The 23,380-nt window shown below is 40.9% G+C and carries 20 protein-coding genes and 2 tRNA genes; 7 read left to right on the top strand and 15 right to left on the bottom strand.

Annotated elements, in window-relative coordinates; genetic code table 11:
• The first annotated feature begins 7 nt into the window (after positions 1–7).
• A complete protein-coding gene (locus RE471_RS02620) occupies positions 8–1,249 on the top strand; it encodes an MFS transporter (RefSeq protein WP_309215226.1) in 1,242 nt (413 codons plus the stop codon).
• Here the strand turns inward: RE471_RS02620 and RE471_RS02615 are convergent.
• The 3 genes from RE471_RS02615 to RE471_RS02605 are packed head-to-tail and all read right to left on the bottom strand — an operon-like array spanning position 1,246 to position 4,085.
• The gene (locus RE471_RS02615) at positions 1,246–1,695 is read right to left on the bottom strand and encodes a Zn-ribbon domain-containing OB-fold protein (RefSeq protein WP_309215224.1); all 450 of its coding nucleotides are present in this window, start codon (positions 1,693–1,695) and stop codon (positions 1,246–1,248) included. The two genes, RE471_RS02620 and RE471_RS02615, sit on opposite strands and share 4 nt — an antisense overlap.
• A 1-nt stretch (position 1,696) precedes the next feature.
• Complete coding sequence (locus tag RE471_RS02610; protein WP_309215223.1) at positions 1,697–2,965, bottom strand: thiolase domain-containing protein; 1,269 nt, start codon at positions 2,963–2,965, stop codon at positions 1,697–1,699.
• Positions 2,946–4,085 (bottom strand): acyl-CoA dehydrogenase family protein, encoded by a 1,140-nt coding sequence (locus tag RE471_RS02605; protein ID WP_309215222.1) that lies wholly within the window; start codon positions 4,083–4,085, stop codon positions 2,946–2,948. The genes RE471_RS02610 and RE471_RS02605 overlap by 20 nt, the downstream gene beginning before the upstream one ends.
• Positions 4,086–4,197: 112 nt before the next feature.
• Here RE471_RS02605 and ilvA point away from each other — a divergent pair, with 112 nt between their 5' ends.
• A complete protein-coding gene (ilvA, locus tag RE471_RS02600; protein WP_309215221.1) occupies positions 4,198–5,403 on the top strand; it encodes a threonine ammonia-lyase in 1,206 nt (401 codons plus the stop codon).
• 3 nt (positions 5,404–5,406) lie between these two features.
• On the opposite strand, the gene RE471_RS02595 is transcribed toward ilvA, so the two are convergent.
• Together RE471_RS02595 and RE471_RS02590 are read right to left on the bottom strand one after the other, a co-directional pair.
• A complete protein-coding gene (locus RE471_RS02595) occupies positions 5,407–5,673 on the bottom strand; it encodes an acylphosphatase (RefSeq protein WP_309215220.1) in 267 nt (88 codons plus the stop codon).
• Positions 5,674–5,707: 34 nt separating this feature from the next.
• Positions 5,708–6,331, bottom strand: coding sequence for a helix-turn-helix domain-containing protein (locus RE471_RS02590; RefSeq protein ID WP_309215219.1), 624 nt, complete (start codon positions 6,329–6,331; stop codon positions 5,708–5,710).
• Positions 6,332–6,443: 112 nt separating this feature from the next.
• Here RE471_RS02590 and RE471_RS02585 point away from each other — a divergent pair, with 112 nt between their 5' ends.
• Positions 6,444–7,910, top strand: a complete 1,467-nt coding sequence (locus RE471_RS02585; protein ID WP_309215218.1) for a cytochrome ubiquinol oxidase subunit I — start codon at positions 6,444–6,446, stop codon at positions 7,908–7,910.
• Positions 7,911–8,966, top strand: a complete 1,056-nt coding sequence (locus RE471_RS02580; protein WP_309215217.1) for a hypothetical protein — start codon at positions 7,911–7,913, stop codon at positions 8,964–8,966.
• A gap of 89 nt (positions 8,967–9,055) precedes the next feature.
• On the opposite strand, the gene RE471_RS02575 is transcribed toward RE471_RS02580, so the two are convergent.
• The 6 genes from RE471_RS02575 to RE471_RS02550 all read right to left on the bottom strand — a co-directional run bounded on the left by RE471_RS02575 (position 9,056) and on the right by RE471_RS02550 (position 17,165).
• Positions 9,056–10,138: a GTP-binding protein gene (locus RE471_RS02575; RefSeq protein ID WP_309215215.1), complete on the bottom strand. Its 1,083-nt coding sequence runs from the start codon at positions 10,136–10,138 to the stop codon at positions 9,056–9,058.
• The gene (locus tag RE471_RS02570) at positions 10,135–10,677 is read right to left on the bottom strand and encodes a HemK2/MTQ2 family protein methyltransferase (RefSeq protein WP_309215214.1); all 543 of its coding nucleotides are present in this window, start codon (positions 10,675–10,677) and stop codon (positions 10,135–10,137) included. The genes RE471_RS02575 and RE471_RS02570 overlap by 4 nt, the downstream gene beginning before the upstream one ends.
• A gap of 126 nt (positions 10,678–10,803) precedes the next feature.
• Positions 10,804–13,488 (bottom strand): AAA family ATPase, encoded by a 2,685-nt coding sequence (locus RE471_RS02565; protein WP_309215213.1) that lies wholly within the window; start codon positions 13,486–13,488, stop codon positions 10,804–10,806.
• Complete coding sequence (locus RE471_RS02560) at positions 13,488–14,609, bottom strand: exonuclease SbcCD subunit D (protein ID WP_309215212.1); 1,122 nt, start codon at positions 14,607–14,609, stop codon at positions 13,488–13,490. The genes RE471_RS02565 and RE471_RS02560 overlap by 1 nt, the downstream gene beginning before the upstream one ends.
• Positions 14,609–16,141: an ATP-binding protein gene (locus tag RE471_RS02555; protein WP_309215211.1), complete on the bottom strand. Its 1,533-nt coding sequence runs from the start codon at positions 16,139–16,141 to the stop codon at positions 14,609–14,611. The genes RE471_RS02560 and RE471_RS02555 overlap by 1 nt, the downstream gene beginning before the upstream one ends.
• Entirely contained in the window at positions 16,122–17,165 is a 1,044-nt protein-coding gene (locus RE471_RS02550; protein ID WP_309215210.1) for a DNA double-strand break repair nuclease NurA, read from the bottom strand. Before RE471_RS02550 ends, RE471_RS02555 begins: the two co-directional genes overlap by 20 nt.
• Positions 17,166–17,328: 163 nt before the next feature.
• Between RE471_RS02550 and RE471_RS02545 the strand changes: the two genes are divergently transcribed.
• The 3 genes from RE471_RS02545 (at position 17,329) to RE471_RS02535 (ending at position 19,615) form a co-directional block, all read left to right on the top strand.
• Positions 17,329–18,408, top strand: coding sequence for a site-2 protease family protein (locus tag RE471_RS02545; protein WP_309215209.1), 1,080 nt, complete (start codon positions 17,329–17,331; stop codon positions 18,406–18,408).
• A gap of 34 nt (positions 18,409–18,442) precedes the next feature.
• A tRNA-Val gene (locus RE471_RS02540) sits at positions 18,443–18,515 on the top strand.
• A gap of 203 nt (positions 18,516–18,718) precedes the next feature.
• A complete protein-coding gene (locus RE471_RS02535; protein ID WP_309215208.1) occupies positions 18,719–19,615 on the top strand; it encodes a hypothetical protein in 897 nt (298 codons plus the stop codon).
• A gap of 6 nt (positions 19,616–19,621) precedes the next feature.
• On the opposite strand, the gene RE471_RS02530 is transcribed toward RE471_RS02535, so the two are convergent.
• The 4 genes from RE471_RS02530 to psmA all read right to left on the bottom strand — a co-directional run bounded on the left by RE471_RS02530 (position 19,622) and on the right by psmA (position 23,365).
• Positions 19,622–21,013, bottom strand: a complete 1,392-nt coding sequence (locus tag RE471_RS02530; RefSeq protein WP_309215207.1) for an APC family permease — start codon at positions 21,011–21,013, stop codon at positions 19,622–19,624.
• A 135-nt stretch (positions 21,014–21,148) separates the two neighbouring features.
• Positions 21,149–21,223: transfer RNA gene (locus tag RE471_RS02525), tRNA-Glu, on the bottom strand.
• Between the two features lie 57 nt (positions 21,224–21,280).
• Positions 21,281–22,561 (bottom strand): adenylosuccinate synthase, encoded by a 1,281-nt coding sequence (locus RE471_RS02520; protein WP_309215206.1) that lies wholly within the window; start codon positions 22,559–22,561, stop codon positions 21,281–21,283.
• 99 nt (positions 22,562–22,660) lie between these two features.
• Positions 22,661–23,365, bottom strand: a complete 705-nt coding sequence (gene psmA / locus RE471_RS02515; protein ID WP_309215205.1) for an archaeal proteasome endopeptidase complex subunit alpha — start codon at positions 23,363–23,365, stop codon at positions 22,661–22,663.
• Positions 23,366–23,380: the final 15 nt, after the last annotated feature.

The following is a 23,380-nucleotide window of genomic DNA, read 5'->3' as shown; positions in this document are numbered from 1 at the left end:
ATCCTTGGTGAGGAGCCAGAAAAAACTTAGCAACGCATACTATATTTCCATAGGTGCCATAAGCATATTTGTGGCGAGTTATAATATAGCCATAATTTCAGTTGCCCTGAAGCCCATAGAGAGGGCATTCAATGTTAGTTCAGGCATAGTATATTTGCTGGGTGCACTTATCTTCGTCGGCGCAATGATTGGTGCAGTGGTAAGCGGGGTATTTTCTGACAGGTTCGGCAGGGTAAGCATCCTTGCCATAGATATTGTAACATTTCTCCTGGCAGGAATAGGGAGCGCCTTATCAACAAACATTGCAATGCTGATGTTTTTCCGGACGCTTGTTGGGGTTGGTGTTGGCATTGATTATGTTGTCATATTCACCTATATTTCTGAAATAGTCGCAGGAAAGAATTCCACGAGGAATCTTGCGCTCATAATGTTTTTCGCCAACTTTGGGATCCTTTTCTCCTACCTTATAGGGGGGTCTCTTTTAACCCTTGGACCCACAGGGTGGAGATATGCATTATTGTCAGGTGCCTTATTTTCAATAGTTCCCCTGATCATGCGTGCAGGGATTAAAGAATCATCACTGTGGAAATTTAAGAGAATAAAATCTATGAAGGCTATAATAAAAGATGTTACATCCAGAGGAAACAGAAAATATCTTTACAGGTTTTCAGTCCCTTGGTTTCTATACCAGATAGGAGACCAGAGCCTTACAATGTTTCTTCCATTTATACTGATCACGGCACTGGGGGTCTCTGCTGTCAGTGGGGCTTTTTCAGCCGTGATAGTGAAAGCCTTTACAATACCGGCTTCTATTCTGGCATTCCTGATCATACAGAGGCTAGGAACAAGAAAATTGCAGGCAGCTGGATTTATCATAAGGTCTGTATTCCTGGGTATTCTGGGATTCGGCATATACTTTGCACTTAGAATGCCCGGCATCGAAATAATTATACTTCTGGGGCTTGCATTCTTTTTCGGGTCCATGGGCCCGGACAAAACAACGGTAATAATGCCTGTGGAAAATTATGACGAATCCATAAGGGCCTCAGGTCAGGGCTTCAATGAAATGGCTGGCCGTTTCGGTGGATTGATAGGCATACTTGCCTTCTCCCTCTTCGGGCTCGCGGGCATAGACATAGGATTGATATTCCTTTCAATAACATGTATACTGGGCTTTTTCTTTACCATAGCATACAGGGATAAACAACATACCGAAAAAATATCAAAAAAGGCTAATGAAATAGATTAAGCCGGAACAAAATAAACATCGTTGACTGTAAAAGTCTGGAACTTTTTAAACCGTGCAACTACCTCCATGCCAATTTCCGGTTTTTCTCCCTGCTCCATGAAAAGCCTTGACATGAAAAGGGAGTCGATTCCAGGGAACTCCACAAGTACAAGTATGTAAGGGACATCTCCACGGAAAGTCTCCCCTGAATAATAGCATGTTGTAAATGAGTGGACTTTTCCCTTAAATGGAAGATCCATATCCTCGGTCTCTGATCCGCAGTACATGCAGTATTTCCTGTATGTCCCGTATTTGAATCCACAGGATTTGCATCTGGACCCCAGGAGCTTACCCCTGCCAAGTTCTATAAAAAATGGGGAATCTTCTGCATAGCTATGCCTGTATTCAGTTGTATAGTTCCATTCAACCACAAGCGGGTCTATCTTTAACAATTTTCCGTATCCCATTTTAAACCGCCTCCATAACCGTCACTGCCTCATATGCTCCTGTTCCGGCATGACTGTGTATAATCCCCAAATGCGGGTTTTTGACCTGAAGCCTGTTATTGCCCATGTGCCTATGCACTGTCCCCTGAAGCTGCCAGAAAGCGTAAACTGCCTGCATAATTCCCGTTGCGCCTATTGCATGCCCCGAGGCCTGGAGGCCACCCTCCATGTTGACAGGTATATCCCCATCCAGCATTGACTTGCCCTCCTCTATGAATTTTCCACCCTGCCCGTATGGACAGAATCCCATATCCTCATATGCCTGTATTTCAGAGGATGTGTAGGCATCATATAACTCCGCAAAATCTATTTCTTTCTGAGGATTTGATATGCCCGCCTTTCTGTATGCCATTCTGGCTGCAAGCCTCCCGGCGCGGAATGAGTGGACTCCAGGATATTTCAGGTTTTTATACATATCAGGGGTCTCGTTGGGCAGGAGTGGTACCGTGCCGAAGGGTCTGTCCGCCAGGCGCATGGTATCGCTGGAAGAACCTATGGATTTTATCAGCACAGGCTTTCCAGAATAGGATCTGGCGACCTCTTCCGATGCCAGTATGGCACATGCGGCACCATCTGACATTAGGCATATGTCCAGCATTTTTATGGGGCTTGAAACCACAGGAGATTTCAGCACATCATCAACTGTAATGTCCATTGGTGCCTGTGCATATGGATTATGCATGGCGTTTCCATGATTCTTCACAGAAACCATGGCCATCTGTTTTTCTGTGGTTCCGAACTCATACATATGCCGTGTGGCCATAAGAGCGTAGTATGCAGTGTAGAATCCTCCCAGTGGATAATCAAAGCTGGCATCACTTCCCAGAGCAATGATATCGTTTCCACGCCATGTTCCCACATGGGACATATTTTCAAATCCATATGCAAGACAGGTATCCATTGTGCCTGATGCTATTTCCTCATATGCGGTCTGGAATGCGAGCCCACCTGTTGCACCGCCACCCTCAATTCTCTTAGATGGCTTTCCTGCCAGTCCAATGAAGTCGTTCGACATTGCGCCTGCTATGAGCTGCCCCTGGAGATGGTCAGAAAAGTACGCCGATACTGATCCATCTATGTCATCTATTTTCATCCCGGAATCCTTCAGTGCGTAATCCAGTGAATGCTTTACATTCAGCCTGAAATCCTCATTGAAATTTGTTTTTTTAAACTGTGTCAGGCCACCTGCAATCATGTAAACATTTCTATGGCTATCTGCCAATATTATCACCCCTGTATTTTTTTACCAGTGCCTCGCTTATTACCTTTTTCCTGATTTCGTTGGTTCCGGCACCGATGGTCAAAAGTATGGAATCCCTAAAAACCCTCTCTATTTCAAAATCCTTTATGTACCCGTAGCCGCCGAAAATCTGCAACGCTTCCCTTGCTATGTATTCAGAGGCCTCCGATGCATAGAGGATGGCTGATGCTGCATCCAGTGAATCCATCCTGTCATTCTGCACCCTGTTAAGCGCCTCTATTGCAAAAAGCCTCGAGGATTCGAATTTTGTGTACATGTATGCAAGTTTTTCCTGAACCAGTTCAAAATCGCTTATAGGCCTCCCGAACTGCTTCCTTTCAGATGCATATGATACTGCAAGGTCAAGGGCCCTTCTGGCTATGCCAATAGAATTGAATGCCAGTACTGCCCTTTCAAGATTTAGCCCGCTTAGCAGAACCTTCTTACCACCATTCAGGTCACCAACAATCCTTTCATGCCCAAGTGTGATGTCATTGAAGAAAATCGTACCTGTGGGGGAACCACGCATGCCAGTTTTATCGAATTCCTGCCCTCTTGAAAAACCCCTGTCACTGGATTCCACAACAAATGGGGTTATATCACTGCCCGTGCGTGCATATATCAGGAATACATCTGCATATGGTGCGTTGGTGATGAATGTTTTGCTTCCATTAATCTTAAAATTTCCAGAATCTTCCTCTGCCGTGGTTTTCATGGATAGCGCATCTGAACCTGATGAGGGCTCTGTCATTCCCAGTGAACCTATAGTTTCACCTGAGCAGAGATGCGGTACATATTTTTCCCGCAAAAATTCTGAGCCATTCCTGTATAGGTTGTCCAGGCACAGGTTGCTGTGGGCGCCGTATGAGAGTCCCATAGAACCTGAAGCATAGCTTATTTCCTCCTCTATGATTGCCTGGGAAAGGTAATCAGATCCTGATCCACCATACTCCTCGGGGACCGTGACCCCGAGGTATCCCTCCCTGCCCATTTTCCTGAACAGGTCAGCGGGGAAGAAATTTTCCCGGTCCATTCTGGCTGCAACAGGCATAATTTCTTTTTTTGCAAACTCCCTTGCACTCTGCTGGATCATTAGATATTCGTCCTTCAACTATACACCCATTAAAAATATGGCTCCAATATATATAAATATGCAGTGACAAGAAAAATATCTCCAATTCTCCATTTCAAAGCATATATATGCGTAAAGGCAATTCAATTTCATGTTAGATTACAGCAGGATTGAGGATGCGGAGAAGGAGATCAGTGGAAAACTTCATAGAACCCCATTGTTCCATTCCACAACTTTCAGCAAAATGTTCTCATGCGATGTTTATTTCAAAATGGAAAATTTCCAGAAAACAGGGTCATTCAAGTCCCGGGGGGCGATGGTAAAATTTTCCAGGATTACAGATGATCAGAAGAAGATGGGAGTTATAACAGCCAGTGCAGGGAATCATGCCCAGGGGGTTGCATTCGCCGCAGCATATTACGGCATCGATGCAAAGATTGTAATGCCCGAAACAACACCACCGACAAAAATTAACGCTGTCCAGTCCTATGGAGGAAAGGTAATATTGAAGGGGAACAGCTATGATGAGGCCCATGAATACGCAACAAAGATTTCCGTTGAGGAAAAAAGGGAGTTTATTGAGGCGTATAATGATGAGGACATTATAGCGGGCCAGGGGACAATAGGACTGGAAATACTTGAGGATGTCAAGCCAGATATCGTTATAGTTCCCATAGGCGGGGGTGGCCTTATTTCAGGAATATCATTTGCCCTAAAATCCTCTGACAAAAATATCAGGGTGGTGGGCGTGGAATCTGAAAAGGCAAATTCCATGGATCTTTCATTGAAGGAGGGTAAGATAGTGCCATATACCAGCAATGATACCATAGCAGACGGTATTGCAGTGAAGTATCCTGGTAATATAACCTTCGAACTTGTGAAAAAATATGTGGATTCTGTTGTGACCGTATCTGATGAGAATATTGCATATGCATTATTCAAATTGCTGGAGAGGGAAAAGGTCCTGGTTGAACCCTCCGGTGCGGCAGGGCTGGCGGCTTTATTTGAAAGCAAAATAGAAGTCAGGGGGAGGAAGGTGGTTATTGTGCTATCAGGCGGAAACATCAATTTCCTTCTGCTCTCCAATATAATATACAGGGCGATGGAAATGGAGGATAAGCTTTTAAGACTTGAGTTCAAGATACCTGACCACCCCGGAACCATGGAAAAAATAGTCAGTGCAATCTCATCCTCAGGGGCAAATATATATCATGCCGAGGTTGACAATCTTAACAAAGATACACCCATTGGATACCAGTATCTTCTATTTACAATAAATATACTGGACAGGGAAAGAATTGAAGAATTGCTTGGAAATCTGGATAAGCTGGGATATAAATATAAGATTGTTGGATGATCTTTATTTCAGGATTTCAAAGGTTTCAAATTTATCGTTATCTGCTGGGGCCGCATCTACAGATGTTATTTCTGATAATGGAATTTTCCTGCAGTATGCCTCCAGTATGGAGATCATTTCAGGGTCTCCAGAAAAAACAGCTTTTACGGAGCCGTCCTCCATATTTTTTACCCAGCCAGTAATTCCCAGTTCAGAGGCTTTCTTTTTAACATGTGCCCGGAAGCCGATTCCCTGTACATTCCCGTGAAATACATACTCCACACTTGCCATAATTTATTATTGCTTATACAGATAAAAAATTTACTTATAATTTACTTTCTACATAGTCCTTTACTATTTTTCTCAATGTTTTCCTCAGTATTTCAGAAAGGGCTGCAGTAGAAATACCCATCTGCTCGGCAATCTGTGTGAGTGATAGCTTCCTTTCCGGGTCAAAATACCCATACTCATAGAGCAGAAAAATAATCTCCTTTTCCCTGTCCGTTATGGCATTTCCCTCGTCAAATGAAATATCAGAAATGGAAAATTCCATCCCCTCCCTCTGCAGATTACGCTTTAAATCCATAAGTTTTGAGATACCAGGGAGAGAAACGCGGTATGACAGGGATTCTGGATTAATAACCCTGCTTCCCAGTATTACAGCCTCTGAGTTGCCAATTACAGAGCAGGCACTACAACATGAACCCTTTGCCCATACTATTCTTTTTCCTGTTTTAACTGTATCAATGGTTATCTTCTTTATTTCAGGGAGTGCAGAATCGGCATCCTCATCTGACCTGAAAGATATTCTATGTGTAGTTGTTTTCCCATCAATTTTAAGGCGTTCAATACTGGCATCTGGAAATGTCTGAAGTATGTAATTTGTGATCTCACAGTCCTTCCTCCTTACCGTAATGACTGCGGTGATTTCCCTGCTGGATTTAGACACGTGATGGTATGCGATTTGTATTTAAAACTATTTGCCTTTGTATAAAAGCAGGGTACCTAACATGTAAGGTAAATGTAATAAATACCATTTTAAAATGTTATATTCGATTAAGATGGGAATATCATATCCAGTCTGGGACAGTGCAATGTTCGCATATACGATTTCAGCGCATATCATCATAGTAGGAATCACGCTGGCAATGGCGCTTTTAATAACTATCGCAGAATATATAGCACTGAAAAGGAAGAACAAATACTATGAGGCTCTTGCCCATAAATTGAGCATAGCCCTGGTAATCAATTTCGCCATAGGGACTGCATCAGGAGTTTTCATGGCGGTTGAATTGATGCTGTTCTGGCCTGTATTCATGAGGCTTGTAGGGGCTGTTGCAATGCTGAGTTTCTATGCCGAGGTTTTTGCCTTCCTGGTTGAATCAATAACACTTATGGTTTATGTATACTTCTGGGACAACTTCAAAAACAGGTGGAACCACTGGCTTGTATCCTGGGGAGTTTTATTTGGCACAGGTGCTTCGGCCTGGTTGATTACCAATGTAAATGCATGGATGAATACACCCACAGGGTCATTCAACATAGCAAAATATATCAGTTCAGGGGGTGCTGTTATAACCGGTGTAAATCCATTGAAGGTCTTTGATGAGCCATCAACAGGCCCGGAGTTATTCCATATGTTCATGGCAATGTACTTCGCAGGATCAATGGCACTTTTAGCCTATTTTGCATACAAATATTTGAAATCAAGGAATCAGGAAGAGAAAAAAATCGACAGGTCCGCAATGAAGATACTTTCTGCGATCGGAATTGTAGACATAATTCTTATAGGTATAAGCGGTTCTATCGAACTCTCAACTCTCTTAGTGGTAGAGCCACTGAAATATGCAATGCTTGAACTAAATATGCATCCCGTAATGTCCGGTGCTCCCGAGCATATATTTGGATTTATTGTGAACGGAAAATCTGTAGATTTCATTCCACTGGCCGGAATACAGTCCCTGTTAGCATATCCTCTCACAAAGGGCAATGCCGGATACATACCGGGGCTTTCCTCATACCCATCCTATACATGGGCGCCATCTGTTATACATGACACACTGGATCTCATGGTAGGTTTCGGGTTGCTAATGGGATTGTTCTGGTTTATTGTTCTTGTGCTGAGGCTGATGAAAAAAGATATATTCAACATGAAATGGGTTCTCTACGGCTTCATAGGCATGGGTTTCCTTGGAATGTTCACCATGGAAGATGGATGGTATACCGCAGAAGTTGGAAGGGTCCCTTATATAATACTGATGCCATACAATTCAGCAGGGCAGCCAATAATAGCAGGGCATTATGGTGTGATGACCATAGCAGAGGCTGCATCCACGTCCACAATCGTTTGGTATCTGGGGATAGTGATAATTCTATTCTATCTGATAATAATACCTTTCACATTCTATTTCAATGCCAAGGTACTGAACCTGGCAAATGTGGATGATGAACTTAGAAAGGCTGAAAAGGATCTAAATATTAATAGTTCGGGTCAGGATATAAACAGTGTAAATGTGGGGGCGAGATAAATGTCTTTTTCTTATCTTAATGCAGATGGAGTGTTTCTGAAAATAGTAATTGCCGCAATGGTAACATTCCTATTTTCTGAATTCATAGCAGTGTTTCCGATATTCAGCAACTATGAAAAGCATAAAACAGTTGTACTAAAGCATATAGTGCCCATATGGGAGATAACCGGCACAATGATTGTATTCTTTGTGGTGGAACTTGAGCTGATATACTCCGGGCTTACACCAATAGCCTCATACCTGTTTATACCGGTAATAGGAACCTTTGTTGCTTTATTAATACTGAGGAATGTTGCCATAATATATGCAGAATTCATATGGAAAAAGGTTGACAGCAGGCCATTGATGATGTTTTACTCAGGTGCAACTTTCCTTATGGTAATCGGGTTTGTCACAGCTGTTGCAGCACTTCTGGTAGGAAATAGTGTATCTACAGCAATACCATCGCTCCCACCACTGCTCCATCTGAATACTGTAAACCTGTCAAAGTCATATGTGGATTACACTGCGCTCCTTACCTCTCCTGTTTATTCTGCTGTATACTGGGAATTCCTGTTCGGCACATTATTTATAGCATACGGAATGTCACAGGTATTTTACAGGCTTGCAAAGAGAACAAGCTGGGTTCCACTGCTTACCATAATATTCGGGCTATTCCTCAATGTAAATGCATGGAATGTTGTGGCAACACTGGCAGGAGCAAAGTCTATAGGATACTATATGATACTGCCTGTTATAATAACCCTTGCAGTACCACTGCTTTACATGGCTAAGTCTACAACAAATCTGGCATCATATAAACCATTCTGGTTTGTTGCTGTTACAATTTCCGTGCTGTTCCTGGAGCTCCCCATAACAAGAATTGCAGGGAATGCTTATTCGATAAATGCCTTTGCCTCACCAAATTCAATGCAGGCTGCAAATTTCTGGCTAAGCATAATAGGTGGAATTCTATTTGTACTGCTGATGATAATGTATGCTTTTGTATATAACAGCGGTAAGATATCATTCAATCCTGAAAAAATAGAAAAGAGTAAACAGGAAGTCCCTAAATAAATTATTATTTTTATTTTAAAATTAAATCTATTTCTGATTTATTTTTAATTTTTCAAAAAGTAAAGGATGTATTCTGCTATATTTTAACTTCAATACTTGCTTATCAGTGTTACTACATCCTCATCATTCACTTTATAATCGAGCCCAACCCTGGCTTCTATTCTCCTTGATGGCCCGGTTATGATTGCGTACCTGAAGGTGGAGATCATTTCCCGGCTGATCTTCCTGCAGACGTCCCTGACCGTGGCGCCCTCGCTCAGTATTAATGGCCTTTCATAATCTACCTCGCCCGCCTTATTTCTCATATAAACACGGACCATATCCAGTGATTTATAAATCATATTCTTCATATTTTCCAGATTATATCCAGTTTCCGCTGAAACCTCTATATAATTGCCAAAATTTTTTAGGTGTTTTTTCAGCTGTTCCTCATCATGTGGCATGTCTATTTTATTTACAACCATGAAAGATTTTATATAAACTATATTGCCCTTGAAAAAATCTATGAGATCATCAATATCTATGCTTTCCCTGATATATATATCTCCGTTGACAATCTTGAATTCCTTGGCTATATCCCTTATATCATTGTTATCTATGTCCACATTTCTGGGCTTATGTATCCTCAGGCCACCGTAATTTGTTCTTTTGAACGATATATCCTTACGCTTCCTGTTCAAGACTATCCCGGCTTTATAGAGTTCTGCAACTATACGATCGAGTCCCTTGAGCTGTATGTCAGTTACCATTACTATAAGGTCTACGTTACGTATTGTGCTAATTATCTCCCTGCCACGCCCTGCCCCAAGTGCAGCATTGTCTATAATACCTGGAAGATCAAGTATCTGTATCTGTGCCCCATTATAATTCAATGTCCCCGGAATAACAGTAAGGGTGGTGAATTCAAAGTTCCCAACGGTGCTTTTTTTATTTGTAAGTGCATTAAGTAGAGAGCTCTTGCCCACATTTGGGTACCCTACCAGTGCCATTGTTGCATCTCCACTTTTTGAAACGGAAAAACCATAGCCCCCTGACTTCTTATGCGATTCCTCCTCAAGCTCCAGCTTGGACATCCGTGCCTTGAGAAGGCCTATGTGTTTTTCCGTGGCCTTATTTTTCTGGGTTTTTTTAATTTCGTCCTCTATTTCCTTTATTCTTTCCTGTATTGTCATTTTCTCACTATTAGCTCATACAACCTGATAGTTTCAAAATCAAAACTCTCTGACGCAATTTCTGTAAATAGGTAATTTTTATTTTTCCTTATAAATGATTCTATATCTGTAAGGTCAGATAGTATAATATAAATGTTCCCGCATCTATTCAGGTATTTATCTGCAGATGCAAGGAACCTGCCAGTAACCGCAAACCCATCACTGCCCCCGGCCCACTGCGGGCTTTCGTTTTCCACCGGGAGGTAGGGGGGATTGAATATCAGGGTATCGTATTTTCCGTGGACATTCTGGAAAAGGTCCGATTCGATTACTTCAATGCTAACGTTATTGATACGTGCATTATGGTTTATCAGTTCAACGGCATCATGGGATATGTCCACTGCCGTCACTGTATGTCCCTGGAGTGCAAGATTTATGGAGATTATTCCTGTTCCAGCTCCCATCTCCAGAACTTTTTTTCCGCATTTTACATGATCTATTAAGAGGTAGGTATCCTCTGCAGGCCTGTATACCTCATCGGAATAATCAATATTAATCATTGTTCTTTATAATACTACAGGGATATTTTAGTGTTTGGTGTTTTGTATGAAAAATCATGCATTTATAAGATGCTCCCTGCATTAACCCTGCCATGCGATGAATTTTATGAGAATGGTGAAAAGTAATTATGATGAAATTACACGTGTAGTGCCATTGTGTTTTACCATTTCATAAGATGAGTCCGCAACTGATATCAGTTCACTGTGATGCGTTATCATTATCATCTGTGGCACTATGTTATCACCCTTCAGTGAATAAAGTATAATATCCTTCAGATTATTCCTTCTGTCCTCATCCAGGAAATTTGTGGGTTCGTCCATTATGATTGTACTTATCCGGTCAAGAACATATTCCGTTACTGATAGGCGCAACGCAATTGCAAGTGCGGTTTTTTCACCGCCGCTGAGTGATTCAAGTGTCTGTTCCATGGAATTCTGTGTTACCTTTATGTCAAAATTCTCATCAATTCCTATATCGTCAAAATCGAGGTTGAATGATTGCAGGTATTTTCTGGTTAGGTTTGTCATGGATGCTGATGCATCCTTCCTTATCATGGACTGTATTCCATTGTAGTCAAATGACTCCCTGATTTTATTCAGGGTTGAGATGGTGTCCATAAGCTTGCTGTACCTCCCTGCATCCCCCTGAAGTTTGCCTATGGTATTTTTATCCTCGTTTATACGTTCACTGTATGTTTCCACAAGGGTACTGAACTTCGTCTGTTCCTTTATTGAATCAGAATGTGTATTTTCTGCATTTCTTAGTTCTGTATCAACATCCTTATATGTATTCAGTTGCTCCCTGGCATCAGAAAGTTTTTTTTCTACGTCAATTATTGATCTGTTCCTTTCCTCTATTTCATCATTAATGGATTTGACTGAAGCCTTAAGGTTTCTGGCCCTCTCCACATCTGATCGCATGTTTTCAATCTCCTTTGAAATGGATTCTATTTTTTCATATTCTGAGGGATCCGGTTCAAATCCTATTTCCCCAAGAAGGCTGGCGGCATCCCTGCGGGCCTCCATAAGCATATCCCTTGATTCACCTAACTCCCTGATCAATTCAGTAATATTGATCCCAGAAATTATATTTGAATATTTAACATAATCATCCTCATATTTCTGATATTCTTCTAGTTTCTTTGATATTGCATCATTTTCAGCTGATTTATCCATGAACAGTTTATGCCCACTGTAGTTGCTTCCCAGTTCTGACTCCAGCCTGGAAAGTTCATTTTCAGTTGACTTGATATCTGACAGGTATGAAACGGCAGTGGCAACCTCGTGGCTGTTCAGCTGCCGGTACATGTTTTCCATTTGGGCAATCTCCGAATCGATCTTCTGTTTTTCCACCTTGAGGCTATCAATGCTGGCAAGGATTTTTTCCTCCCTTTCCCTGTATTCCTCTGAAATTTCTGCCATGTGGTCCTCTGTAAGTTCTGTGCCGCATAGGGGGCATTTACTTTTTCCCCTCAGTGTCTCTTCGTTTTCCCTGATTTCTCCCAGCATGCTGTTATAGCTTACAACAGTGGATTTGATTTCAGAAATCCTTGTTTTTTTACTGATTATCTCCTGGTTGATTTTCTCCCTCCTGCTGGCAGAATCTGCAAGTTCTTCCAAACGCATTCCGCCTGTTTCCAGAAATTTTTGGACAAAGGCATTTTCCGAATCTATACGGGCTCTGAGGGATTTTACAATTCCCACAAGGTTGCTGTATCTTTCATGGCTTTCCCTGTATTTTATTATCTGCCCATTATTTTCGTTATATTTCCTCTTAAGTTCAGAATATTCCATATGCCGACCGGCAAGCTCCTCTATCTTTCTGGAATAATTATTATATTCCTCATTTGATGTTTCAAGTCTTCTTATATCCTTTTCAAGGTTTGAAATGCCAGTTTTTTTTATAAAATATTTATTTATGGCATCCCTTTTAATGTAATAAGGATTGGATTCCAGGGCATTCAGCCTATCAAGTTTCGATTTCAGCTGGAGAAGATCCGATTCCATGCCTTTTATTTTTCCCTTGCGGATGTTTATTTCATCCCTGTAGCTGTATATATTTGATTCCAGGTTTTTTATTCTGGATAATATCTCATCTCTTTCCCTTACCATGTTTTTTATTTTTTCCAGATCGGCAGCCAGGTCCTCTGTTTTCCTTTCAGCCACAGCAAGAGCCTGAAGGGCATCAGATTTTTGTGATTCCAGATCCTTTATTTCTGAATTGAGATCCTTTATGCGGTCATTTGCTCCCTGAAGGGTTAATGCCTGATCCCTAAAATTTGCTATAATATCCCTTATTTTTTCTGCACTTTTTGAAAGTGATGTTAGACCTATGATATCAGAAAATATAGTTTTTCTCTCCTTTGGGGTCCCGGTTATCAGTGAATCCATCTGCCCCTGCTCCACAAATACAGAATTTTTGAAAACCTCCTTTGAGACATTGAGGATTTTTGTTATTTCCGCATTAACCCCCTCATATGTTTCAGCCACCATGGTGCCATCTCTTTTAACATATGCGAGCCTCTCGGCATTCTTTGCCTTTTTCACACCGAAATGGCGGTAAACCTCGTAATGTTCACCATTTATGTTGAAATTAAGTGTTATTTCAAAGTAGTTTTTGCCCTTCTTTATGAGCTCGTTGTTTTTTTCATTATTCCTGGATTCCGCAAAAAGTGCGAACTTGATTGCGTCCAGAACACCTGTTTTTCCAGCTCCATTTTTTCCTGTTATAATATTAATGCCGGGCTCGAAATTTATTTCCGTATCCTCATGTGAAAGAAAATTTACTATTTTTAGCGATTCTATGATCATTATTCCACCTTCATTATCTCCCTTATGAGCCGGTATGATGTTTCACTGTCTTCATTTTTTATAGAATTGAATATGTTTTCGGCAAGAATTGCCATATTGGCATCATGGAAATATGCCATAAAATAGTCCTGAAGTTTTGACATATTGGGCCTGGCCTCAACGGTTTTAACCTCTTTCTCAAATACCGGGCCACGGATTATTACATCCCTCAATGCATTTATTTTCATTTTAACCTCTTCACGGTTTGCATCTCCATGTATTGTTACAGAAATGAGGGGGTCCTTTCTGTTTGTCCTTTCCCTTGACATGATTTTATCTATATCCTGCATATAGTTTCCGTAATCAGATGATACTGTATCCTGATATCTTGTTGATTTCAGCCTTATCCTCTGGGCCTCCACAGTACCATTGTGGATTTCAACAAGATTTACGGATTTTCCATTTTTTACGAAGTTCTTCACCTCATTTGTGCTGTTCAGGTCCGTTGACCCTGCATAAGAAAACACAGGATACCTGTCTGTTACCAGATGAGAATCATGCACATGCCCGAAAGCCAGATATTTATAATTTACAGGCAAATCCTTTGAATCCACCTCGCAGGCCTCTGCTATGAGATATGGTGAAACCCCCTGGTGTGACATTAGAATTGAGTTTTTATAGGGCCTGGCCTCAACGTCTGCCTTCCTGTACTGCTCAATCAGGCCATTTTTTCTCAAACCTTTCATATTGGATATTCCTGATAAAAGTATATCCTCTCCTCCATAGTTTATGACAGTATTCTGGAGGCCCTCTGTGCCGAGGAGTTTCACACCGAGAAAATCAAATATCCTGGATGCAACCTCATCTGTTCTTTTAGGGCGGTCATGGTCACCCATTATAAGATACATTACCTTGTTTTTCTTATACAGTTTTATCATTGCTTTTTTGAATTCGTTCATGGCCCTGTTTGATGGAGACCAGGTATCAAATAGATCTCCTGTATGGACAAAAAAATCAACATTTTCCTCCAGGCCAGTATCTATGGCCTCGTTGAATGACTCATAGAAATCTTCCTCACGCAGGTCCATCATGTACTGCCTGTATCCCAGATGTGTATCTGATAGATGTAGAAACCTTGCCATCAGAATTCACCCAGCAGGTCCCTGGTTTTTTTCCGGACTTCAGAGGGGTCATTTCTCTTCCTTACCTCCTCCCTGGCCTCCCTTAGAAGCCCAATGACATCAATATCTGAACCTCCTGCCCTTGTTTCCCTGTCCCTTATTTTTACTATGGCAGGCATCTTCACTATTTCACCCACTATTATGGCCTCTCCTGTATCCAGTGAAGGGAGGTCAGCCATGAGATATCCTGTTATATTCTCACTGCTCTCAAGTATGGCATTCTGGTCAGATGGATTGGTAACACGGAGGATAATCTGTGAATTGCACTGGCTCAGTACATCAGCGTCTATCTTTCCAGGGCGCTGGGTTATAACTACCAGGAATATCCCGAATTTTCTGCCCTCGCCAGCTATCTTTTTTATCATCCGGGCAATATTGCTGTTATTTCTTGGAGGCACAAAATTATGGGCCTCCTCTATGAATACAAATACGGGATATTTGAATTCTGATGAAAGCTTTACATCGTAAATTGAGCTCAAAACCCTGTATGAAAAATAATTTGCCAGAAATTGATCCATTCCAGACAGATCCATAACAGACATTTTTCCTGGTCCAAGGTAATCGGTTATACCGGTTGTATAATCCTGGAATATATCCTTTATTTTATTCAGGAACGCCAGCCTGCCCCGTATTTTTCTGTAGTCCTCCTGCGGAAGCGACTCTGCGGTCTGCAGGAAGTCTGCAAGATCCTTTCTTCCCTTCATTCTCTTGTAGATATCATCAACTATTGAATTTAAATTTGTATACCCTTCCTTTATATCCATTATTCCCTTTACATCCTCCGGTGCCAGGTCACTGAACCTTATTGTAAAATTATTTACAATACCCACATCATCATTTGTGTAACGGCCTGTGCTCAGCGGTGTCCTGAAAACGCTTATGCCATCAGAGTATATCTCCCCATTAACACCCTTTTTCATGAATACATAATCGGCATGAGGGTCAAGGACTATTATTGATGCACCCTTTTTCAGCAGCTCCTCCATAATTACTGATGCTGTATGGCTCTTTCCGGCGCCTGTCTGTGCCAGTATGGCAAGATGCCTTCTGAGGCCGTTGACATTCAGGGATACTTTTACATTATTGTCAGGAAGGCTGCCTATGTCAAGGGCCTCCTCAGGATCAAATGAGAATATTTGCTGTAGTATGTCATCACCAGCAGGGTAAACAGGCATCCCTGGCCTGACTATTTCCCTGGACTGCGTGAGAAATCCATCTTTAATCTTTCCAAGAGTGGTAGAAATGCATATATTCACAAAATCGTTGAGCCCGTTGCTTGAATACCTGTCAATACTCTGGTAGTCCATATTTTCATTCATCAGCTCACTCTTGGATACGACCTCCTCTATTCTGCCTATTACGATTTCGCCCTTAATCATAAGATAAACATATTCCCATTTCTTTATATTGCTTTCATCCGATATGACAAACTGGAATTTCCCAGATGTATTTTCACCTATTGTATAACCTATTTTAAGCCCTGATTCTTGCACGTCTTTCACCCCTGGTTTCATAGAATGTTATGCCCAGTTTCCGCTCCAATGCGCGCATATATATGCGCTCCATTTCAACCGACCTGAATTTTACCTTCTTATCCACATCAACCAGCCACAGATTATAAACCTTGTAGCCCGTATATCCATAAAATATCAAATTTATTATCTTTTCATCCATATTATATGCCCTTGCATCAAGGACTTCCCTGAGGAAATCCCTGGATATGACCTGGACTTTTAAAGGCAGGTCTTCCGGGTCTGGCAGGACATCAAGTGATACATAACTTATATCAGTGCCCTCCAGGCTCCTGCGGTACATAACAGGCTGTGTATATCCTTTATCCATGGCAAATGACTTTATTAGATAATGGTCATTTCTGTATGTCCCAGATTCCTTTTCTATGACCTTTAATGTTTCCGGGTCCTTTCTTGCGGTTCCCAGAAGGTATTTCTTGAAACAGTCAGTATAGCTGCTTTTTGCCATGAATATTAATGTAATATTTTTATCAAGTGCTCTTTTGATCATTTCTTTAAGGGTTTTTACATATTCGTACATGAAATTTTCATAACCCTCAATGGGAAGCGGGTCTATCCTGTGGGAGAGCCTGCCTTTCAGAGACCCGTCAATGAATATATACTCAGGTGAATTTTCTTCCATGAATTTCAGTATGGATTTATGTTCAGAATGTTCCATGAGGAGAATGGTAAAATTCCTCTGGTCCACAGGGTCAACGGCAACTATATCTGCAATGAAGTCAGATGTTATTGTATTCCGGTAAAGGGTGTAAGCCCTGATCAATATAATATTTTTCCCGTTATACAGCATCCTGAGGAACTGGGAACTATCGGTTGCTGCAACGTCAATCTTCCCCGGGTCACTGGGTTCAAATTTATGGTAGCTGGATTCGAATAAATTTCTGTAGAATTTATATATGTCAGATGTTTCATCCAGTTTAAGGTCCCTGCGTATAGAATCCTTATTTTTATCAAGATAGTTCATAAACTCTGAGAAGGTATCCATTTGAAATCAATATAATTCATTCAAAAATAAATCTTTCCATAAAACAGAAATACCTCAAAAATAAAAACCGTAAATTTAGGATGCACCATAAAAGTTTAAAAGCAGTGCTACATTATGAGTTATTGCTACCAGTATTTAGGTTACAGGGAATATAGGTGTTGTTATGCTTCAGAGTGTAAAGATTGAAAACGAGAATATGAAGGGGGTCATTGAAACCGTAAAATCCAAAATTAACACATATGAAGTTATAGCCAATCCTGCAAGCATAAAATTCCTCTTTTTTGACAGTGACAACCCGGATATAAACCAGCAGTTTGATGATCTCCGGAAAGTCCTTGTTCCTGAGGGTTATATCCCATTTCTTGTTCTGGATACGGAACATTATGTAGAGGTGGGCATAAGGCCAAAATCATCCTATAGAAGCAACAGGGTTAATCTGGTAATGCTGGTACTTACCCTGGCATCAACAATATACGTTGGTTCAATATATGCAAGCAGCTTTGTGCATCCTGGCCCCTTTGCCGAGGAATACAAACTGCTCTATGGATTTATATTCTTTTCGCTGCCGCTTATGTTTATCCTTGGAATACATGAAACTGCCCATTATATAGTTGCGAGAAAATACAGCGTGAATGCATCACTTCCGTTTTTCATACCTTTTCCCTATCTTATAGGCACATTCGGGGCATTTGTATCATTACGTGATCCTGTTCCCACCAGGAGGGCTATGGCAGAGATAGGTGCAGCAGGCCCCATAGCTGGATTTGTTGCAGCTGTTCCACTAATGTTTCTGGCACAGTATTTCGAGCACATATTCAAGCCCATAGGAAATTATATACCATTTGTGCTTAACTATCCTGAAATATACCATATTTTCGGCATTGTAGAACCATCAAATGTTCCGGTATTTCCCATGGTATTTGCTGTGTGGGTTGGAATGTTCGCCACTGCGATGAATCTCATACCGGCTGGGCAGCTGGATGGTGGCCATATTGCAAGGGGGATACTAGGACCAAAATCATACATAATAGGTTATATATTCATAGGATTTTTGCTATACCTTACCATTGCATTCCATTACATAGGTTGGTTTTTCCTTGCACTGTTTGTGATATTCATGGGAATGGTCCATCCGCCTGCATTGAATGACTATGAAAAAATATCAAAGTTTGATGTGGGAATAGCAGTCTTTGCACTTGTCATGTTTGTTCTGACATTTACGCCACTACCCATTAAACCCTAAAAAATTAATAACTAAAATACCATATGGATGCAAGGGGCTTGTGGTCCAGTGGTTATGACGCTTCCCTCACACGGAAGAAATCGCCGGTTCAAATCCGGCCAGGCCCATTTTTTGTCAAATGCCGGAAAGATATTATTTTTCTTATATAATCTGCAGTTTATCGTAGGCTTTAGGTAGTCCAGACTATGATAAAAATATGTCATATGGAAATAATGGTATGCATCTAAAAACTTTATTGATTTGAATAATTATACATATATAAATACCGGTAAAAGAAAAAATTTAAGTATAATATGCGGTTGAACTTTTGGTGATAAAGATTAATAAAAAAAGCATTTTGATTTTAACAGCTATTTTTGTGGCGGCTATAATGATAGGAATTCCTGTTTCAGCGGCGGCAACTCCTTCCACACCTTCCTATCTGGCTGCAGGATCTTCCATGAATTACATGTTCACTACTTCAGGATATACATACTGCCAGTCATATTCAGTAATTAATGGAATGACAGCTACAACAACAGATAATACTACAACCACGCCAACCACGTCTTATTACAACGTTACTATAAGTGCTTCCAACAGTACAGCTGTTAATATAACAGTACCCACAAGTACAGGAACAACAGCCTTTACAGATATGCCAATAAATAATGCAAAATACGCCGTTCCTGTATATGTAGGCAATACATCTAAAAATGTTACTATGTATCTAAACGGGGAAAATGGTGTTTATTCTTTTACACCAAGACCCTATACTGTAAATTACACAAAAGCAGTAGGTATGCCATATTATAAGGCACCGTTCGGTGCAGTAAAGGCGGTGGAGTTTGTGATAGATGAACATATAATCACCACAAAGGCAACGTCTAAAACTGCAGCATCATATTGCAATATTACAGGAAGCATATACGCAAATCCTTCAACAGACCTTATACTTGCATACAGTATCAACGATTATTCCTTTTCAGTGTCCAGTGGAACTACCTCAGCAAATGAAACATATACTGCAGCATCCTCTACATTCACAGGAACCCTTGCAGACACAAATGCCGTTCCGATACACACAGATTATGCCGGAGCATATGTGGGTATAGCTATTGCGGCAGTTATACTGGCAGGAGTCCTGTACTATTACTACATAAGGAAACCATCAAAGCCAACTGCAGTTAAGCATGAGAACAGTAATCAGAAGGATGAAAACAAATAAAAATTTTTAAACATAATTTCCATTATATTTTTTGTCCCTGTACAGCAACATAATTCCTGGAATTATTAATATTGCCGTCAGTAAAAGAAACTCAGTATTTGTCACAAGACCGAAGAGGATCATTAACCCGAATCCAGCAAAGGAAAAGATTGATAACCCCAGGTAAAATAGTTTCATATGCATTTTAGATTTGTGTGTATACAGGTATATTCCTGTAAATGCATCCACACCAAATTCCATCATCAGGAATATGCCTGATATGGACAGTAGCTCTGCGAAGAAGCTTTCTATTGACGGCATAAAGAGCATCACGGCATTTATAGATTCGGCTGCCACCCCAATCATGAGGAGATTTGCATAGGGACTCTGCCTTGTTTTATTGAGATATCCGAACTGCCGTGGAAGAAGCCTTTCCCTTGACATTGCATACCAGGCCCTGCTCAGGATATATGTTGTGAGCCATAATGAACTGGCAGTGGATGCTATGACCGCTATATCCATTATAAAGGAGTAATGTGGTATTATATACCCTGACCACGTTGCCAGTGGGTCCAGACTTGCAGAGAGCATGCTCATGGGCGTTTCAATATCCATTAATGTCATGGTTATAAGATAAATACAGAACACTGCAATCAGGCCTAGTATGCCTGTAGTGCCAGGCCATTTCTCCCTGTTGAAGGATTCCTCTGATGCATATGAGTCAATTTCCCAGCCATCCATTATTGTTGCAATCACCGGAAATGCTATCATGAATCTGTAAGGATCATTAAAAAGTTTATTAAACCCGAAAAACCAGCTATAGGATATATTATTTACAGTATGCCCCGGAAGGAAATAAACGGCTATTACTATGAACATGGCAATTATAGAAAGTTCAATAATAAGGAATATTTCTGTTAGCCGTGCTGTTGGCCTTGCACCCAGAATGGATGCCAGCAGCGTAATGCCTATCCACATGCTGCCTATTATAAAAATAACGGCCGGGCTGCTGTATGCCGAATAATTTATAATGCCTGTATTATAGAGAAGGGCCGCGGTGTATTCCCCTGCAGGTATAACAATAGGTGGAATAGAAAAGAAGTATGCAAGGGTAATGATCCAGGCCTGCATTGTGCCGTATCTTCTTGAAACAATCCTGCTCCCCCAGTGATATGAAGCGCCGGCATTTGGATACAGCCTGTTGAATTTTCTGAATATTATGGCTGCTCCCAGCCACACGGGAAAGGTCAGGATGATTGCCATTAAAGAATAAAAGCCAAGATAAAGTGCGATGACCCCATAGGAAGCGGCAATGCTGAAGGCTGGGGCGACACTGGATGTGGACAGTGCTGACAGGTCTGCAAATTTGTGCACATTGCTTTTAAGTGTGCCTGAGCTTTTATTAAGTTTAAATACCATTTATATTCACTTAAGTAAACTTGATAAAAGTGAAGTATACTTTTATATTTAAATATATTTAAAACGTTTACACACTGCTGTACCTAGCCTAAGCCAGCAAACAAAAGAAAGGATAAATGAAATAACTTCAGAATGTGCTCCGACCGGGATTTGAACCCGAGTCATCGGCTCGAAAGGCCGGAATGCTTGGCCTGACTACACCATCGGAGCATGTGAAAAGAGCAGCAAAAACATGCCCTTCAAACTGTATGCCATAATTGCATTATATTAATTAAATATTTGTTTTGTAATGGTCATTTTACGGTCTTCTCCCAGAGATACAATATCAATGCTTTTCCCTGTTTCTTCCTCTATGAATTCCAGGAATTTTCTCATATTTTCGGGCAGTTCCTCATATCCGCCTGAAAGTATTGCGTCCTGATTTTTTATAGTACCCCATCCAGGGAATTCCCTGTACTCGACCCTGAGCTTTTCGAAATCTTCAAGGCGCCTAGGGAAATAATCTATTTCATTCCCATCAATAGTATACCTTGTTGCAACCTTTATGGTTTTCAGCTGTCCAAGAACGTCAACCTTTGTTATTGCAAGAGAATCAACATCGTTCACCATTGTGGTGTACTTCAGGAGTGGCAGGTCCAGCCATCCAACCCTTCTTGGCCTACCTGTTGTCGTTCCATACTCGCTCCCAAGGTCTCTCAGGGTGCTGTCGTTGAGTATTTCCGATGGAAATGGGCCTGATCCTACCTTGGATGTATATGCCTTGAATACACCTATTACGCGATCTACCTTTCTAAAAGAAAATCCGGATCCTGTGGACAGTGCGCCTGCCAGTGTGTTGGATGATGTGACAAATGGATATATGCCGAAATCGATATCCAGCATTCCACCCTGTGCACCCTCGAAAAGGATATTTTTGCCGCATCTGTAATGGTTGTATATTGTGTTTTCTGTGTAATCCATGTATTTGAGAATTAAACTGCCATAGGAATAGAGGTCCTCCACCATTTTTTTCCTTTCTTCCGGGTTTTCGTATACACTACCCTTCAAAAGCTCCCTTTTCATATTGAATATGGTTTCAATTTTATTTGATATTATTTCCTTATTTGAAAGGTCGATAAGCCTTATCCCTGTCCTGGCATACTTATCCTCATATGTTGGACCAATGCCCTGTGAGGTTGTGCCTATATTGAGTTTGGACCTTACTGCTTCCTCTCTTTTATCAAGGCACTTATGCATTTTTGTCACTATGTGTGCCCCTGCACTTATCTTAATTTCTATATCTTTTTTCGATTTTTTTAGCAGTTCTATCTCAGATACAAGTTCTTCAGGATCAATGACCATGCCATTTCCCAGTATGACCATTTTGCTCTGCATTGCACCAGATGGCACCAGATGAAATTTGAATTTCTCACCATTTATCACAACAGTATGGCCAGCATTGCTGCCACCGTTAAAACGGACCACATCGTCATAGTCCCTGCTTATAAAATCTGTAATTTTTCCCTTTCCCTCATCACCAAACTGCAAACCAAGAATGACAGAAATCATTTAAACCTATATGTTATGATAATGAAGTATAAAACTATTTATTTTAAAATATGAAATTACCTTAAATCTGAAAAATAGAATTATAAATTAAAATAATATTCAACTTAGATATTTCTGGACTTCCTCAATTGTGTATATATGGAATGTCTCGCCCACTTTTATGGAAGCGATTTCAGGCTCCTTCATAGATTCAGAATCTGCCACTGCTGATTTAAGTGCTGCGATGCCAAGCTTAACTGCATCTTCAAGGGACATGTCATCCCTGTATTCCTTTTCTATATAATCGGTTACTGCATCCTTTCCTGCACCAATGGCAACGGACTTGTATTCGTTTATTGTGCCTGCCGGATCACAGTCAAAGAGTCTCGGCCCTATTGTGTCCGTTCCTGCGAATATAATTGAAACACCGTAAGGCCTTACACCGCCAAACTGTGTGTACTGCTGCATCTGGTCTGCAACCTTCTTTACCAGATTTTCAATATTTGTGAGTGAGCCATAAGTTACCTTTTCCTGCTGTGCACCAACTCTCGCAAAATCTATAAGCACTCTTGCATCGGCTACGAGGCCAGATGTTACAGTTGCAACGTTATCATCAACAAGCTGTATTTTTTCCATTGAATTTTTTTCAACAAGTCTGCTTCTCACTTTCTTTTCTGATAAAAGCAATACGCCATCCTTGAATTTTATACCTAGGGCTGTAGACCCTTTCTTGACTGCTTCTCTTGCATACTCAACCTGAAATAATCTCCCATCTGGGGAAAATACTGTTATTGCTCTATCATAAGCCATTTGACCCTGTTGCATTTATTCACCTCTTCC

The sequence above is a fragment of the Ferroplasma sp. genome, assembly GCF_031200575.1.
Taxonomy (GTDB): Archaea; Thermoplasmatota; Thermoplasmata; order Thermoplasmatales; family Thermoplasmataceae; genus Ferroplasma.
Note: the sequence above shows the minus strand (reverse complement) of the source record. Positions and strands in the feature narration are given on the sequence as shown.

What these genes read in the sequence shown, in the direction of transcription:
- RE471_RS02530 (WP_309215207.1), bottom strand. Translation starts at nt 21,013, where the DNA reads ATGGTATTTAAACTTAATAAAAGCTCAGGCACACTTAAAAGCAATGTG.
- RE471_RS02520 (WP_309215206.1), bottom strand. Translation starts at nt 22,561, where the DNA reads ATGATTTCTGTCATTCTTGGTTTGCAGTTTGGTGATGAGGGAAAGGGA.
- RE471_RS02615 (WP_309215224.1), bottom strand. Translation starts at nt 1,695, where the DNA reads ATGGGATACGGAAAATTGTTAAAGATAGACCCGCTTGTGGTTGAATGG.
- RE471_RS02575 (WP_309215215.1), bottom strand. Translation starts at nt 10,138, where the DNA reads ATGACAATACAGGAAAGAATAAAGGAAATAGAGGACGAAATTAAAAAA.
- RE471_RS02545 (WP_309215209.1), top strand. Translation starts at nt 17,329, where the DNA reads ATGCTTCAGAGTGTAAAGATTGAAAACGAGAATATGAAGGGGGTCATT.
- RE471_RS02570 (WP_309215214.1), bottom strand. Translation starts at nt 10,677, where the DNA reads ATGATTAATATTGATTATTCCGATGAGGTATACAGGCCTGCAGAGGAT.
- RE471_RS02565 (WP_309215213.1), bottom strand. Translation starts at nt 13,488, where the DNA reads ATGATCATAGAATCGCTAAAAATAGTAAATTTTCTTTCACATGAGGAT.
- ilvA (WP_309215221.1), top strand. Translation starts at nt 4,198, where the DNA reads ATGTTAGATTACAGCAGGATTGAGGATGCGGAGAAGGAGATCAGTGGA.
- RE471_RS02560 (WP_309215212.1), bottom strand. Translation starts at nt 14,609, where the DNA reads ATGGCAAGGTTTCTACATCTATCAGATACACATCTGGGATACAGGCAG.
- RE471_RS02580 (WP_309215217.1), top strand. Translation starts at nt 7,911, where the DNA reads ATGTCTTTTTCTTATCTTAATGCAGATGGAGTGTTTCTGAAAATAGTA.
- RE471_RS02585 (WP_309215218.1), top strand. Translation starts at nt 6,444, where the DNA reads ATGGGAATATCATATCCAGTCTGGGACAGTGCAATGTTCGCATATACG.
- RE471_RS02595 (WP_309215220.1), bottom strand. Translation starts at nt 5,673, where the DNA reads ATGGCAAGTGTGGAGTATGTATTTCACGGGAATGTACAGGGAATCGGC.
- RE471_RS02550 (WP_309215210.1), bottom strand. Translation starts at nt 17,165, where the DNA reads ATGGATACCTTCTCAGAGTTTATGAACTATCTTGATAAAAATAAGGAT.
- psmA (WP_309215205.1), bottom strand. Translation starts at nt 23,365, where the DNA reads ATGCAACAGGGTCAAATGGCTTATGATAGAGCAATAACAGTATTTTCC.